Origin of the sequence: Paraburkholderia podalyriae, from assembly GCF_014397785.1 — a bacterium.
GTDB classification, from domain to species: Bacteria; Pseudomonadota; Gammaproteobacteria; order Burkholderiales; family Burkholderiaceae; genus Paraburkholderia; species Paraburkholderia podalyriae.
The window spans coordinates 360355-374846 of record NZ_VZQQ01000001.1 but is presented as its reverse complement, the minus strand read 5'-3'; the positions used below and the strand labels follow the sequence as shown (position 1 = coordinate 374846).

The window sequence follows — 14492 nt, the reverse complement described above, 5'->3', positions numbered from 1 at the left end:
CATGAAGCCCATCCGATTCGTCTGCGGGACGCGCCGCAACCCGCAACAGTTCTCGAACGAGACGGCGCTCGGCCGCTCGCTGAAGCTGTACAACCATCTACAGCACGCGCAGCTGCATCTGTTCGACAACAACGCGCGCGGTCTGTCCACGATCTACAACGAAGCGATCGACTACGCCGCGCACCATCCAGCGATTCTGGTGTTCGTTCACGACGACGTCTGGCTGCACGATTTCTTCTGGAGCGAGCGGATCGTCGAGGGGCTCGCGCGCTTCGACGTCGTCGGGCTCGCCGGCAACACCCGCCGGGTGCCGGGTCAGCCGTCATGGGCGTTCGTATCGCCCGAGTTCAAATGGGACGAGCCGCGCTATCTGAGCGGAACGGTCGGTCACGGCAAGGGCTTCCCTTGCGACATCGTGTCCACGTTTGGTCCGTCCGGTGTCGAGGTCAAGCTGCTGGACGGGCTCATGCTGATCGCCGATAGCGCGAAGCTGATCGAAGCCGGCCTGCGCTTCGACGATCAGTTCGCGTTCCACTTCTACGATATGGACTTCTGCCGCCAGGCTGAACTCAAGGGCCTGCGCATGGGCACATGGCGGCTTTCGGTCGTGCACGAAAGTGGTGGAGCTTTTGGGTCGGGGGGGTGGCGCGACGGGTATGAGCGCTATTTGCGCAAGTACGGCGAGTAACAGTGGCGGCCTGCGCGGCCTCCACTGATTCCAGCAAGGTCGCCCCCTGCCGGGGCTCCCCGCTCGAACGGCGTCGCACCGTCGACGGGGTTTCGCGCTCAGGCTTTTTCGAGCAGAAGATAGAACTGGATCGTGCAAAGCTCGAGCAGTTCGTCGCGAGTCACGTCCTTGAGCGTCATCCGGTCGAGCTCGATGTTGATGGGTGCCGTCATGTTCTGGTGCTGCTGCCAGAACTTCAGGAGTCCGCCGTCGAGCGAATTGCGCGTCTGAGTCACGCGATAACCGGTCTCTTCACAGAACTTGATCATCTCCTTGCGCGTGAAAAACCGAATGTGCGTCACGTCGAGCAGGCCGGCCTCCGCGTAGGTCCAGTTACCCTTGCTGAGGCCGTCCATCAAGCCGAGATGGCGAGTGTTGGGGATGCTGAGAACAAGCTGGCCGCCCGGCGACATGTACTCACGCAGTTTGACCATCACACCCCACGGGTTGTACATGTGCTCGAGCACGTCCGCGAGCAGGACCGCGTCCAGCGTGCCGGGCGCTAGACCCTCATGCTCCAGGTCGAAATCCTCGAAGCGGCCAACCAGCACGTTATCGAGCTTCTTGCGGGCGAGTTCCGCGGCGTAGCGGTTCATCTCGATACCCCACGCGCGACTGCCGGGAAACCGGTCCTTCACGAGCGCGGCGTTGTTGCCGGCCGCGCAGCCAATGTCCAGGATCAACGAAGGCGTGTTCGTGAACATCTGGGCGAGATCGCTCCGGCCGTTCGCGTGGTAGGTCCCGTTCAACGGTGCGGACTCGGCATCCAGATATTGCTGCCAGACATACCGCTTCACTCGCCGCGGCAAGCTTACCGCCATCGTCGCCATGAGTTCGGCAACCCGCGCCGCGGCCGAACCATCCTCGGCAGCGTTGTAGTGAGCGGCACGGTTGCCCATGATCTCGATCACCTCACGCCGGGCCGTCTGGTCGGTCAACATCCGGTGCATGATGCCGGCCAGATCCGCAGCCTCGACCTCCAGAATGCCCGACTCTGCTTCGAACGACGGGCCCATTACGATGCCCGTTGCGTTCAGCAGGTTGATGACCGGCGTGCGCGCAAGCATGCCTTCGATCAGATAGTTCGAATCGACGGCAACAAGCAGATCCGCACCCGCGGCGAATATCTGCGTATCGTCGGCACAGTAGAAGTAATCGCCTGCGGCCACACCCAGTTCGCTGAGAACTTGCGCGCAACGACGCTCACCGTCAGTGCGGTTCGCCGGCCTGTCCTTGATGACGCCATTGAACTGAAGCCCGCTCGCGCGCAATGCCTCGCAGCTCGCGACGAACACCATCAACGAATCGGCGTAGATGTCCTCGTTGCAGTGCGCACTGAAGTTGGCCGACCATGTCGTGCCAAACACAAGCAGCGGCAGGCCCGGTTTGAAGCCGTATTTCTCGTCGAGAGCGCGACGGCAGTCAGCCTTCCTGCTGCGGAACTGGGCGTAGCTGTCCCAGCCCGGGTTGCCCGTGATCACGAAGCGATCTTCCGGGTAGCCCAGATCGAGGTAGCCTTCCATACCTCGCCGGCCGAACACGGCAAGCTTGTCTGCGACGATATCGTTGTGCACCGTGTAAGGGTCCGCGAGGGCGAGGCCGTGCGCCACGTGCAGCGTGGGGATATCGCGTGATTTGGCCCACGTCGTTGCGACCTTGCCGTCCCCGGTCGCGTCCTCGCTCGTGACGAACAAGGTGATGTCAAAACGGTTCGCGGCCTCGTTCAGGCGCGTCAGCAACGCGGCCGTCTCGTGCAGGTCAGCAGCGAGCGTCCCGGCGATGACCGTCGACGTCTGAGCCAACGCGCCAACGGGTTCGCGCGCTTCGTTGGGACGGGTATTCAGATACTGGACGAACTGCGCCTGCATCAGTGCGGTCTCGACCGCGAATCTCGCATCGCCCGACGGATCGAACATATCCTCGAGATAGACGACCGTGCTACCCGTAGCTTCGATCCCGGTGCGCATCAGCGGTTCGGTCAGGTCGGCCGAGAGCAGCACGACCATCGGTTCGTGCATCTCCAGGAATCGACGCAGCGCGTCGAACTGCGTGCCCCACAACAGGCTAATGACGGCCTTTTGCTTCATTGCCGACCTCCAGTGAACATACCGAAATGCTTTTCCAGCAACGCCTTGACCAGGTTGTATTCAACGCCGACCGTGACGTCGACGCCGTCCTTGAAGCGGAACGGCGCGTCGGCCGCCCAGCCGCGCGCGATCTCGCTCGCGCGCTGATCGATGCGCTCCTGTTCGATCCACGCCAGAAATTGCTCGAACGCGCCCGGTGGGATCACGCCACCAAAGTTGAAGTCGGGTTGCCGCGCCGTCAGCGTCTTGAACAGCAGGAAGAAGAAATGCCGGCTGCGCAGCGGCTGCAGTAGCCGTTCAAGCCCAGTCGCATACTCGTTCGGCGTAAGTGGCAACCAGGGCAGCAGCGCCGCGAAGTCACGCTTGTCGAGCGCAGCGTCGCGCGCGGCGACGTCGGCGGCGAACCGCGCGTTCGCCTCGGGATCGGGGCAGTTGTCGAACACGACGAACATGCGGCCCGTCACGCGCGGCGTCAGGTGCGCGATCAGCGATTCTTCGAGGAAGAGGCCCAGGTCGAACAACTTGTTGTCCCGCGCGAACCACGACAGCGCGCGCTTGAAGCGCTGCGTCGCATCGAGTTCGGCATACGAGAGCCAGTTGATGTTGCCGCCGCCCAGAAACGCGCCGTACGGCACCGCGGCGACAAGACGCAATCCCGCACTGTTTGCGAAGTCGACGAGCTCGTCGACGCTCGCACGCGACATGTAGTACGCAAAGTCACCGTTGTTTTCGGTGAGCTTCAGCGGCTCGGGCCACTTCGCATGATCGACGCCGTAGGCGGCAGTCGTGTGATCGCGCGAATGGATGTCGAAGATCAGCCGTCCTTCCGGACGCACGACACGCTTCCATTCGAGAAGCGATTCGCGCCAGTTGGGAAAGTGAACGAGCACGTTGAGCGCCACTGCACAGTCGAATTCGTTGTCGCCGCACGGCAGCGACGCGACGTCGCCCACCTTCAGCGTGATGGGCGCCCCGGCCGCCAGCCGGCGAGTCTCGTCGAGCATCGCCTGCGAGCTGTCGATCCCCGTCAGGCGGTAGCCGTCCGCGACCAGCGGCAGTGCCGCCCGGCCCGTGCCGACGCCGATATCGACGATCTCCGGCCCGCGCACGAAGCGCTTGATCGTGCCGACCTCGACGGCGTTCTTCAGGGAGTTGGTCGATTCACTCTGAACCATGCGGCCCGAGTACCAGTTGACCATGCCGGGGTCCTGCCAGGCCCCGGTTTTCCAGCGAATGAGATCCGACAGTTCGGGTTCGGTAGTGGGCGTTGCCAGCCGATTGTTCATTTCAGAATGTCCCAGGAAAGGGGGGTGCCGCGCTTGAGCGGTTGTCTGACTCTCGTCCCAAGAATGACGTCGAGGTATTTCGGCGAAAGACCCATGCCTGGCCGGATCGCGCGGACGTTTTCAACCGTCAGCGCTTCGCCAGCAGCGATGTCGCGCACGATGTAAAGAGAGCGCCTGAATATCGACGACGCGCGTTCCTGCTGCGTCGGTCCGTACGCAACGTGGCCGAGCGCCAGCCACGCACGCTCAGACTCGACAACGAGTGCCTTCATTTCCTCCGGTTCGAGCGAGAACGCCGAATCGACGCCACCATCGGCACGGCGCAGCGTGAAGTGCTTCTCGATCACGCTCGCACCCAGCGCGACGGCGGCCACGGCGGCGCCGGTTCCCAACGTGTGATCCGACAGGCCCACTTCGCAGCCAAACAGTTCGCGCAGGTGCGTGATCGTACGCACGTTGCTGCTCTCGGGCGACGCCGGGTAGGAGCTCGTGCACTTGAGCAACACGAGCTGCCCGCAGCCGGCCATGCGCGCCGTGCGCACGGCCTCGTCGATTTCGGCCACCGTCGCCATGCCCGTCGAGATGATGAGCGGCTTGCCGGTCGCGGCGACCCGGCGAATCAACGGCAGGTCCGTGTTTTCGAAGCTCGCGATCTTGTAGGCGGGCACGTCGAGCGTCTCGAGGAAATCGACCGCTGTTTCGTCGAACGGCGTTGAGAACGCGAGCATGCCAAGTTCGCGCGCCCGCTCGAAAATCGGCCGATGCCAGTCCCAGGGCGTATGCGCTTCCTCGTAGAGGCGGTAGAGCGAGGTGCCCGTCCAGAGGCTCTTCGGGTCGTCGATGCGAAACTCGCCGGCGTCGAGATCGAGCGTCATCGTATCCGGCGTGTAAGTCTGGAGCTTAAGCGCGTGCGCGCCGCTCGCGGCCGCCGCCTCGACGATCTCCAGCGCCCGCTCGAGCGACTGGTTGTGATTGCCCGACATCTCGGCAATCACGAAAGGCGGGCAGTTCAGGCCGATCTGCCGATTCGCAATCTTGAATGCGCTCATTGCGCGTCTCCTTACCAGTGATACGCCGGCCGAACCGGGTGGCCGATCAGGGCGGTCATGGCGTCAGCTCGCCTGCGGCCGTTAACGCCGCGTACATCCATTCGGCGCGTTGCCAATCCTCGGGGGTGTCGATGTCCTGGACCAGATGCCGGGGTAGCGCGACCGGCAACGCGGCGGGGGAAAACAGCGTATCGCCGCGCAACCAAGCGCCGACACGCCCCCAATAGAACTGCCCGGCGTCGTGCCACGCCTCGTGGAGATCCTGGGAACGCACGAGGCGGTATTCGGGGTAGATCGCGTCTAGCCCGCCATCGGCGGTGACATGCAACGCGCGCTGGACGGGAAAGCCGAATGTTGTCACCGAGAACGCGTACGACCTGTCGGTGTGCGATTCGAGCGATTGCAGGCCTTCACGCAGAAAGGCCGGTTGCAGGAAGGGCGCCGTCGCGTAGATGCAGCAGGCGAGCGTCGGCGCGTCGCCTAGCCGCATCAGTTCGTCGATTGCATGCTGGACGACTTCCATGGTGCCCGTGTGATCGTCGGACAGTGCCTGCGGCCGCATGAACGGCGTCTCGGCACTGTACTCACGAGCAACACGCGCGATTTCTTCGTCATCGGTCGAGACGACGATGCGATCGAACAGGCCGCTCATGCGGGCCGCGCGGATCGAGTAGGCAAGGATCGGCAGACCGTGGAACAGGCGGATGTTCTTGCGCGGAATGCGCTTGCTGCCGCCGCGCGCCGGAATGATTGCGACGACGCTCATGCAACCACCGCTTTCAATGCCCTGGCGACGATGTCCTGATCTTCGTCGGAAAGGCCTGCGTACATGGGCAGGCTTATCGCTTCCCGGTAGTACTGTTCAGCCTCCGGATACCGGTCAGGCGCAAAGCCCAGGCGCCGGTAGTACGGCTGCAGGTGCACCGGAATGTAGTGCAAATTGACGCCGATTCCGGCTTGCCGCAAGGCTTCGAACGTCTCGCGATGCGTGCGGCGGGTCACGCCGGGCTTTAGACGCACGACGTACAGATGCCACGCCGAATCATTGAGTGCATCGTATCGAGGGAGGGTTAGGGGCAGGCCCTCGAGCAACGTCGCGTAACGTGCCGCCAGCGCCCGGCGGCGCGCGAGGAATGTGTCGAGCCGCTCGAGTTGCGAAAGTCCGAGCGCGGCCTGCAAGTCGGTCATCCGGTAGTTGAAGCCGAGCTCCTGCATCTCGTAGAACCACGGCCCTTCGCTATCGATTTCCATTCTGGACGCATCGCGCGTGATGCCGTGACTGCGCAGACTCAACAGACGCTCATAGTATTGGGGGTCGTTCGTGAGCACGGCCCCGCCTTCGCCGGTCGTGACGATCTTCACCGGATGAAAGCTGAAGACGGTCATGTGCGCGTAGTCACCGCAGCCAACCGGCCGACCCGCGTACGTCGCGCCAACGGCATGCGAGGCGTCTTCGATCACGACGAATCCAAAGCGGTCCGCGAGACGCCAGATTGCGCGCATGTCGGCGCTGCGGCCCGCGAACGCGACAGGAATGACGACCTTAGGCAGCGTGTTGGCGTCCCGAGCTTGGACGAGCTTTCGTTCGAGCGCGGCCGCATCGAGACAGAAGGTATTGGGATCAATGTCGACGAAGTCGACATCGGCACTGCAATAGCGCGCGCAATTCGCCGAAGCCACAAACGTGTTGGGCGTCGTCCACAGCGTATCGCCCGGGCCTAGTCCTGCAGCGAGACAGGCAATGTGCAGGGCCGACGTGGCGTTGCAGACGGCCACTGCGTGGGCTGCCTGTGCACGCGCGGCGAGCGCGATTTCGAAGGCGGGGACGGCGGGCCCTTGCGTCAGCCAGTCCGAGCTCAGTACGCGAACGACGGCGGCAATGTCGGACTCGTCGATCGACTGACGCCCGTACGGGATCGTTGCGCTCATACGTCTCGTTTGTCGAGTGCTCTCAACTCTGAGACGCTCAGGAAATGGCGGTTGTTGTCCGACGTGTACGTGAACCCTTCTTCGGCCGGCACGCCACGCTCGCCAAGGCCGTTCTTCATGTAGTCGTCCTGCACGACGAACTTGATCGACGGCGTGATCACGTAGTGATCGTCGAACGTGATCGCGTTCATGCTGTCGTCGCGCGTGATCATCATTTCGTGCAGCTTCTCGCCCGGCCGGATACCGATGATGTGCTGCGGCAACTCCGGCGCCATTGCCCGGGCAAGGTCGACAATCCGGACCGACGGAATCTTCGGCACGAACAGCTCGCCGCCATGCATGCGCTCGAACGCCTTCATGACGAAGTCGACGCCGTGGTCGAGCGTGATCCAGAAACGCGTCATCCGCTCGTCGGTGATCGGCAGACTCCCCTCACCTTCGGCAATGAGCTTGCGAAAGTACGGCACGACCGAGCCGCGCGAGCCCACCACGTTTCCGTAACGTACGACGGCAAAGCGCGTCCGTTGCTTGCCGACGAGGTTGTTGGCCGCAACGAACAGCTTGTCCGACAACAGCTTCGTGGCCCCGTAAAGATTGATCGGGCTCGCCGCCTTGTCCGTCGACAGCGCGACCACTTTTTCGACGCCGTTCTCGATTGCCGCATTAATGACGTTCTCGGCGCCGTCGACGTTCGTTCGAATGCACTCCGTCGGGTTGTATTCAGCGGCGGGAACCTGCTTGAGCGCGGCGGCATGCACGACATAGTCGATGCCCCGCATCGCCTGCCTGAGACGCTCACCATCGCGCACATCGCCAATGAAGTAACGCATGCAGCCAGCAGTGTATTTCTGCTGCATTTCGTATTGTTTGAGCTCGTCGCGCGAGAATACAACCACGCGCGCAGGTCGCCACTTTGCCAGCAGCGTCTTGACGAACATCTGGCCGAACGAACCCGTTCCGCCCGTGATAAGTAGCGATTTGTTGTCGAACATTCCCCGATCCTTCAAACCCGTCACATGCCGCCGATGCGCTCGCACCCGGCACCCGCCGATCTACGGCAGCGGATCGGTCAATCGATGCGCGCCATGCGGGTGACAGATACAGCGAGCGCGAAGCTTGCCATCCAGTGACGTATGCTATTCGAGAGGGAGGGCTGTCTTAGGCTGGATTTGGAGGCGTTTTACCCTTCTAATCGGCAAACTGGCAGCCCCGTCAGACGGCGCCCACAGGTTGGCCGGAAACGGGCGACTACAAGACAGGGGAAACACGTCACGAAGACGCGATGAGCCGCCGATGGCGTTCGCGCAGCGTGAGCAGCGGAACATCCCATCCCTCCGTACCTAGAAGCTGCTCCCTGAAACGGGCGAAATCGGCCGACGCATGGAACGTCCCCGCCTCTCGCTGCGGCTGGCTGATGATGCTTCGGGTGCGCAGATCTTCCCAGTGGTTCCTGAATAGCGTTTGAATCGCCTCGTGAAGCCGCCGGTAGGAACTCGCCAGCGTCTCGCTGGCTTCATCTATCGCAACGTGCTGCTGCAAGAGAATGGCGCCCGTATCGATTCCTTCGTCGATCTCATGAATCGTCACGCCTGGCGGGGTCCCGTCGAGGTACGACCACGCATTCGGATCAGCGCCACGATTGAACGGCAACAACGAAATATGCAGGTTGACGAAGCGGCCTGGCAACGTATCGAGCACGGCCCGCTTTAGAATATGGCGGTACGAGTAGCTAACGATCAGGTCCGGCCCATGCCCCACGACATCGTCTGGCGTCAGCTTGTGATCGACGACCGTCATGTCTTCGCGCTGGCTGAGCCACGTGATTAAAGGCTCGCTGATCGCATTATTTGTCAGAAACAGGATTCTCATCTCTCATGCTCGATGCCAACGAAGGCGACTACGACGCCGCCATCGTACTTGCCAATTTGATGGACGCGCAAGGACGACTCAACGACGAAACGCGCGCGCGCCTCGCTCGTGCCGTCGCGCTCTTGCAAGCGGGGCGAGTCCCGCTCATCGTGACCAGCGGCTGGGCGTATCGCGCTGATTCCGACATCGCTATCGCCGACGCCATGCGCCGTCACGCGATCGACGCTCATGGCCTCGATGACGACACGGTCGTCGCCGAAACCTCGGCACGCGACACGGTCGGCGATGCGGTCTTTACCAAATTGCGGCTCGCGCGGCCGCGCGGCTGGACGCGTGTAATTGTCGTGACCAGCGCTTATCACGGCGCGCGTTCGCTCGATATTTTTTCGTTCGTATATGGTCCCCGATTCGACGTTGCGCTGAGCACGGCCGCCTCGCCGGATACGGCCGCGCTGCGCGAGGCCGAAGCGAAGTCGCGAGCAGCGTTCGAGAGGACGTTTGAAGGCGTTGCGGCAGGGGACGACGGGGCGATCGTCGCTCGGCTGAGCACGCGGCATCCGTTTTATAACGGCGACGTATATGCCGCGCTGACGGACCGGGTTCTGACGAACATGGAAGAGGGTTGAGCTCAAGCGCTTTCTCTCGCCGTCAAGTTGAACGGTTGAAAATATCGGGCGCGAAATCCGCCGTCCATGTTCTCGAGCACGAGGCGCCCACCAGTTCGTCGCGCAATTTCGGACACGATAGAGAGACCCAATCCGCTTCCTGACGCTGATGAGTGGTTCAACCGATAGAACGGTTCCAGCACGCGCTCAAGTTCGTTAGCTGGTATGCCGGGTCCCGTGTCACACATCCTGCTCGCAGGGCAGACGATTGCAACGGTTCCGGAGGGCAACCGCCACCTGGACGTCTTCGTTCAACTGGCGGACCCCACGCAACTGTCCATTGAGCAGCTGAAACAGATCCCCATCTTGGCCAATGGCTGGGCCGCCTTGCGGGACGTGGCCGAGAGATACTGGCCACACCGACCGCGCCGCTCGGGCAGGTCATCTCCGCCTCGAAAAAAGCGCTCGAAACGCTTCGCATGCCGGTGGGATATGAAGTGAAGTTCGGGTGCCGGGACTGCTTATATTGCACATGCCGCTGGCAAAGGCGCTGCCCCGGAACAAGGGCTCGCCATCGTTACACTGGGCGGGCTGGTCTGGAGCGGTTTGCTCAGTACGAACCTGCTGCCGGCGCTCTATGTGTACCGGCGCGAGCGGCAACGCCGGAATACGTCTTAAATGATGTCGACGCCGGAGGGCCCCGCAGGCAGGCATCGAGATTGATCGCACCGTTGCCCGTCGATGTGACAATACCCGGATTGACGCAGACCACTACTGAACCGAGGACACGTGCAGACGGATTCAACCCAGCGTGCCAGTACGCTCAGCCAAATTCCCCGTGGCATCTGGATGCTCGGCTTCGTGAGCATGTTCATGGACATCTCGTCCGAAGTCATCCACAGCCTGCTGCCGATGTTCCTCGTGACAAGTCTCGGTGCAAGCGCCACGATGGTCGGCCTGATTGAAGGCGTGGCAGAGGCGGCTTCACCCATCGTCAAGGTGTTTTCGGGAGCACTGAGCGACTACCTCGGTAACCGGAAGTGGCTCGCGGTCATCGGATATGGGATGGGAGCGTTAAGCAAGCCACTGTTTGCGCTGGCGCCCACGGCGGGCATCGTATTGACGGCACGGGTGGGCCGACAGAATAGGAAAAGGCATTCGGGGTGCACCGCGCGACGCACTCGTGGCTGACATCACCCCAGCGCATCTGCGCGGCGCGGCCTATGGCCTGCGGCAATCACTCGACACAATCGGCGCCTTTCTTGGGCCCTTGCTCGCGGTCGCCCTGATGCTGCTGTGGGCGGACAACTTCCGTTGGGTATTCTGGGTCGCGGTGGTGCCGGGACTTATTGCCGTAGCGTTACTCGCTTTCGGTATCACGGAACCCGCGCGGCAGCCGGGAGCAAAGCGCGTCAACCCGATTAAGCTCGAAAGCCTGAAGAAACTCAGTGTGCCTTACTGGTGGGTTGTCGGTGTCGGTGCATTCTTCACGCTCGCACGCTTCAGTGAAGCCTTCCTCGTGTTGCGCGCAATGCAGGGCGGTGTGCCGATAGCCCTCGTGCCTCTCGTCATGGTGGCGATGAACATCGTGTACGCGCTGTCGGCGTACCCGTTCGGAAAACTGGCTGACTCGATGAGTCACACCAGGCTGTTGGCCGCCGGCATTCTGGTGCTCGTCGCATCCGACATCGTGCTGGCTCATGGCAACTCATGGCCGGTCGTGATATTCGGAGTAGCCCTGTGGGGGCTGCATATGGGATTGACGCAAGGTCTGCTGGCGACCATGGTCGCGCAATCAGCACCGACCGGGCTGAAAGGCACTGCATTCGGTTTCTTCAACCTGGTGAGCGGACTGGCGATGCTTGTCGCCAGTGTCGTGGCCGGTCAACTCTGGGACCGCTTCGGAGCGAGTACGACGTTTTATGCCGGAGCGGGATTCTGTATCGCCACGCTGTTCGCGCTGGTGATCCGGCCAATGACACGCGACAGCAGGACATGACCTGGCGGCTACTCTACGAGCCAGCAATGACGAATCAATCGTCGTCTTCGTGACGATGATGCTCCCATCCACGGTGCCGGCCGTGGTCATGCCATCGGCGCTCGTCGCCGTAGTCGCCTTCATAGCGGTATCCGTAGCCATAGGCCGGGGCCGGCGCGTAGACCATTGGGGGCGGCGCCTCGTACACGACTGGAGGTGGCGCAACATACACGGGACCAGGAACGCCCAGAAAAACGCCGATGTCCGCGTGAGCGAAAGCCGCGCTGGAAGCACAGGCGGCGGCCATTCCCACTGCGAGAAAAAGGGTAGCGCGCTTCATGGAATTCTCCTGTCCTGCCGGTTCTGACGGATGCCAGACTACGACGAACGATGCAGATTGTAGGGGGCGCAAGTTGCAGCAGGTACAGCCGGATTGTCAATTCTGTAACCGGCAGTAACCGTGAAGGTCCCGCCGGTTCTGGAGGCTGGTTACGACGCGCTCAGTGAGTCCCCCGACACATGAACGCGCTCACCGATCTGGACCGGCGGTTGCGTCGAATAGTTGAAGTTCCGGTAGCTACCATCCTGCATCCTGACCTGCACCTGGTAGCTGGTCTCCTTGCGCACGGCATGCTCAATGCCATTGCCCGCAAAGCCACCGCCGACGGCGCCGGCAATCGTTGCCAGAACGCGACCGCGTCCTCCGCCGACCTGATTTCCCAACAGCCCGCCAGCCACTGCGCCGCCGACGGCCCCGAGCCCCGTTGTCGGCTCGGGTTGCTGAACCGCGTTGACGGCGACTACTTCGCCGTCATTCGGGTCAACGGCGACTGGCCGCTGCGCGGCAATTGCCGGGGATTGATATGCATCGTTGTTAGCATATCTTTGGGCCTGCTCAACGGGTACACCATGGCGATGATGGACGCGCGGCTGGGCTGGTGCTTCCTCCCGGGTCACGCGTTGCTCCGCGTTCGGTTGCGGCGAAGCAACCGGAGCGCTGGCGATTGGCGCCGCAACCGGTAGAGCTTGCGTCGGAGGCGCCGTGACAGCCCGGGACGTCGGAAGAATTCCCGTCATCGCCGCGATACCCGTGGCGCTGGCCAGGATGACGGCCACGGCTGCGCCTGCAACCAAAGGGTGAATGCGGCCGCGCTGCGGTGAACTGGACGTCAGGTTGGTGCTCATGTCGCTCTCCGTTGATGTGTATCAGGAAGAACGCCGCAACCGACACAGCGGTGCACCGGGCCACTGCGACATTTGTAAGCAGTTGTAGTGCGCTACGCATCCGCTGTTCTGGCCACGTCCGAAGGTAAATCGGCGTCGTTGCTACGATAGGCCGGATGTGGTTGCATATGCGGCTGACCGATGCGCACAGGAAACTTGAACTGCGATGAATACACGACAAAACGAAAGCCGTATTCACGTGACGGAAATCCCCTGGCCGCTCGGGACCATCATCGGCACGAGCCTGTTACTCACCGCCATCCGCATTTTTTCAGACATACACCACCGGCACAGTCACTGAGCCGACGCGCTTCCCGTCGTTGCCGGTCACAAAGCTGTCGTGAAGGCAATCAGCCACGGTGGACTTGCAGAGAGAATCGCAGCTTCGAGTGCCTTGTCCAGGCCGGTTAGGGCAAGCACGCCGAATGCGACGAAGAATGCTCCGAAGATTGCCTTCCCGAGCTTCGCCGCAGAACCAAGTCCACCGCGCCACCTTGTCACCGACGCTCGCGAAAGCGCACCCAGTATGACCAGCGGAAGGCCGGCGCCCACACCAAACACCATCATCAACAACGCGACATTGCCAAGGTTTCGTCCCTGGGACGCGAGCGTCGTGGCCGCTCCCAATGTCGGACCAACGCACGGTGTCCAGACGACCCCTATGAGCAGTCCAATAGCGAACTGACCGGGCAGGGTGTCGCCTCTTACCTTGCTCAGCCACCTTTGGCCCGCGCTGCCGAAGCGCGCGGTCGCACGACTGAACGCGGCCTGCAAGCCGGCAGAGAGCATCACCAGTCCAAACAGAATCATCAACAGCGCGGCAACATTGCGAAAGACGCTATCTTCGAAACCGAGCGATGCGCCCAGCGTCGCCAGAAAAATGCCGATGACCGAAAAGGAAGCACCCAATCCGAGCGCGAGTGCGAAGACTGCCATCCGGTGCGCCGACAACGCCGACGCGACGAGAACCGGCACTAGCGGCAGCACACAGGGGGACAACGTCGACAGCGCGCCCGCCGCGAAGCTCAGACCGAATGTCCCCAGTCCGAAGTCCATCACAAGGCCTTTGCGAACGTATCCCTGATATCCCGCTCGCGCGTTTGCCCGGTCGACCGGCCGACTTCGTGGCCACCTTTGAACACGACGAAGGTCGACTGCTGCGTCACCTTCATGGCGTGCTTCAGGGCGGCTTCCTTGTCGTAGTCGGCCACGAAGATCGTCACCTGCTTCATGTCCGGTTGCGCTGCAAGGCGGTCGACAATCGGTTGCTGAACCTTGCAGGTCGGGCACCAGGTCGCATGGAAGTAGACAACGACCGGCTTGCCGGCGGCGTTCAACTGGTCAAACTGCGCCTGGTTGAACGGCTGTTCGCCGCCGAGCGCCCCGACTGCAGCAAAGGCAAGCGTTGCAACAAGAAAAATGCGCGCTATCGTTTTCCACATGCTCATTCTCCGAATACCGGCGTGCACACAGGTTATTCATTTGACAGGAAAGACCATTGCGCGTTTCGTCTGCAAATCAGTGGGCGCGACACGGACTCGCCTGTTGCACCGCGGGGCACGCCGTCGTGCCATATGAGCAGTAAACGCAGCAATCCCCGGCCTTCGGCTTGAGAACCGTTTTGCAGCGCTCGCACTCATAAAACCAAACGCAGGCATCGATGGGCATCATTTCTCGTTTGGCGTACCCGCACATCGGACAGGTGATGGTCGACTCACGTATGACTGTCTTCATCACT

General features: G+C 62.1%; 15 protein-coding genes and 1 pseudogene. 3 read left to right on the top strand and 13 right to left on the bottom strand.

Annotation, left to right across the window (positions count from 1 at the left end; genetic code table 11):
* Window position 1: 1 nt before the first annotated feature.
* Entirely contained in the window at window positions 2-688 is a 687-nt protein-coding gene (locus F6X42_RS01645; protein WP_187632523.1) for a glycosyltransferase family protein, read from the top strand.
* A 98-nt stretch (window positions 689-786) separates the two neighbouring features.
* Here F6X42_RS01645 and F6X42_RS01640 read toward each other — a convergent pair whose 3' ends face one another.
* The 7 genes from F6X42_RS01640 to F6X42_RS01610 form a co-directional block, all read right to left on the bottom strand.
* A complete protein-coding gene (locus F6X42_RS01640; RefSeq protein WP_187632522.1) occupies window positions 787-2814 on the bottom strand; it encodes a class I SAM-dependent methyltransferase in 2028 nt (675 codons plus the stop codon).
* A complete protein-coding gene (locus F6X42_RS01635) occupies window positions 2811-4100 on the bottom strand; it encodes a class I SAM-dependent methyltransferase (protein WP_187632521.1) in 1290 nt (429 codons plus the stop codon). Before F6X42_RS01635 ends, F6X42_RS01640 begins: the two co-directional genes overlap by 4 nt.
* Complete coding sequence (pseI, locus tag F6X42_RS01630) at window positions 4097-5149, bottom strand: pseudaminic acid synthase (protein ID WP_187632520.1); 1053 nt, start codon at window positions 5147-5149, stop codon at window positions 4097-4099. The genes F6X42_RS01635 and pseI overlap by 4 nt, the downstream gene beginning before the upstream one ends.
* Before the next feature lie 55 nt (window positions 5150-5204).
* Window positions 5205-5915, bottom strand: coding sequence for a pseudaminic acid cytidylyltransferase (gene pseF / locus F6X42_RS01625; protein WP_187632519.1), 711 nt, complete (start codon window positions 5913-5915; stop codon window positions 5205-5207).
* On the bottom strand, window positions 5912-7078 hold the full coding sequence (gene pseC / locus F6X42_RS01620) for a UDP-4-amino-4,6-dideoxy-N-acetyl-beta-L-altrosamine transaminase (RefSeq protein WP_187632518.1): 1167 nt from the start codon (window positions 7076-7078) through the stop codon (window positions 5912-5914). The genes pseF and pseC overlap by 4 nt, the downstream gene beginning before the upstream one ends.
* Window positions 7075-8070: a UDP-N-acetylglucosamine 4,6-dehydratase (inverting) gene (gene pseB / locus F6X42_RS01615; protein WP_187632517.1), complete on the bottom strand. Its 996-nt coding sequence runs from the start codon at window positions 8068-8070 to the stop codon at window positions 7075-7077. The genes pseC and pseB overlap by 4 nt, the downstream gene beginning before the upstream one ends.
* A 277-nt stretch (window positions 8071-8347) precedes the next feature.
* The gene (locus tag F6X42_RS01610) at window positions 8348-8947 is read right to left on the bottom strand and encodes a formyltransferase family protein (RefSeq protein WP_187632516.1); all 600 of its coding nucleotides are present in this window, start codon (window positions 8945-8947) and stop codon (window positions 8348-8350) included.
* Between the two features lie 5 nt (window positions 8948-8952).
* Between F6X42_RS01610 and F6X42_RS01605 the strand changes: the two genes are divergently transcribed.
* Entirely contained in the window at window positions 8953-9573 is a 621-nt protein-coding gene (locus tag F6X42_RS01605) for a YdcF family protein (protein WP_187632515.1), read from the top strand.
* A gap of 2 nt (window positions 9574-9575) precedes the next feature.
* Here the strand turns inward: F6X42_RS01605 and F6X42_RS01600 are convergent, their stop codons facing one another.
* Window positions 9576-9800: an ATP-binding protein gene (locus tag F6X42_RS01600; RefSeq protein WP_312892381.1), complete on the bottom strand. Its 225-nt coding sequence runs from the start codon at window positions 9798-9800 to the stop codon at window positions 9576-9578.
* 541 nt (window positions 9801-10341) lie between these two features.
* Between F6X42_RS01600 and F6X42_RS01595 the strand changes: the two are divergent.
* A pseudogene (locus F6X42_RS01595) lies at window positions 10342-11551 on the top strand (MFS transporter).
* A 34-nt stretch (window positions 11552-11585) separates the two neighbouring features.
* Here F6X42_RS01595 and F6X42_RS01590 read toward each other — a convergent pair.
* The 5 genes from F6X42_RS01590 to F6X42_RS43745 form a co-directional block, all read right to left on the bottom strand.
* Window positions 11586-11870: a hypothetical protein gene (locus F6X42_RS01590; RefSeq protein ID WP_187632514.1), complete on the bottom strand. Its 285-nt coding sequence runs from the start codon at window positions 11868-11870 to the stop codon at window positions 11586-11588.
* Window positions 11871-12019: 149 nt separating this feature from the next.
* Complete coding sequence (locus F6X42_RS01585; protein WP_187632513.1) at window positions 12020-12715, bottom strand: glycine zipper 2TM domain-containing protein; 696 nt, start codon at window positions 12713-12715, stop codon at window positions 12020-12022.
* A gap of 366 nt (window positions 12716-13081) precedes the next feature.
* A complete protein-coding gene (locus F6X42_RS01580; RefSeq protein WP_187632512.1) occupies window positions 13082-13810 on the bottom strand; it encodes a cytochrome c biogenesis CcdA family protein in 729 nt (242 codons plus the stop codon).
* Entirely contained in the window at window positions 13810-14196 is a 387-nt protein-coding gene (locus tag F6X42_RS01575; protein WP_187632511.1) for a thioredoxin family protein, read from the bottom strand. The genes F6X42_RS01580 and F6X42_RS01575 overlap by 1 nt, the downstream gene beginning before the upstream one ends.
* Before the next feature lie 76 nt (window positions 14197-14272).
* Window positions 14273-14488 (bottom strand): GDCCVxC domain-containing (seleno)protein, encoded by a 216-nt coding sequence (locus F6X42_RS43745; protein WP_246529918.1) that lies wholly within the window; start codon window positions 14486-14488, stop codon window positions 14273-14275.
* Window positions 14489-14492: the final 4 nt, after the last annotated feature.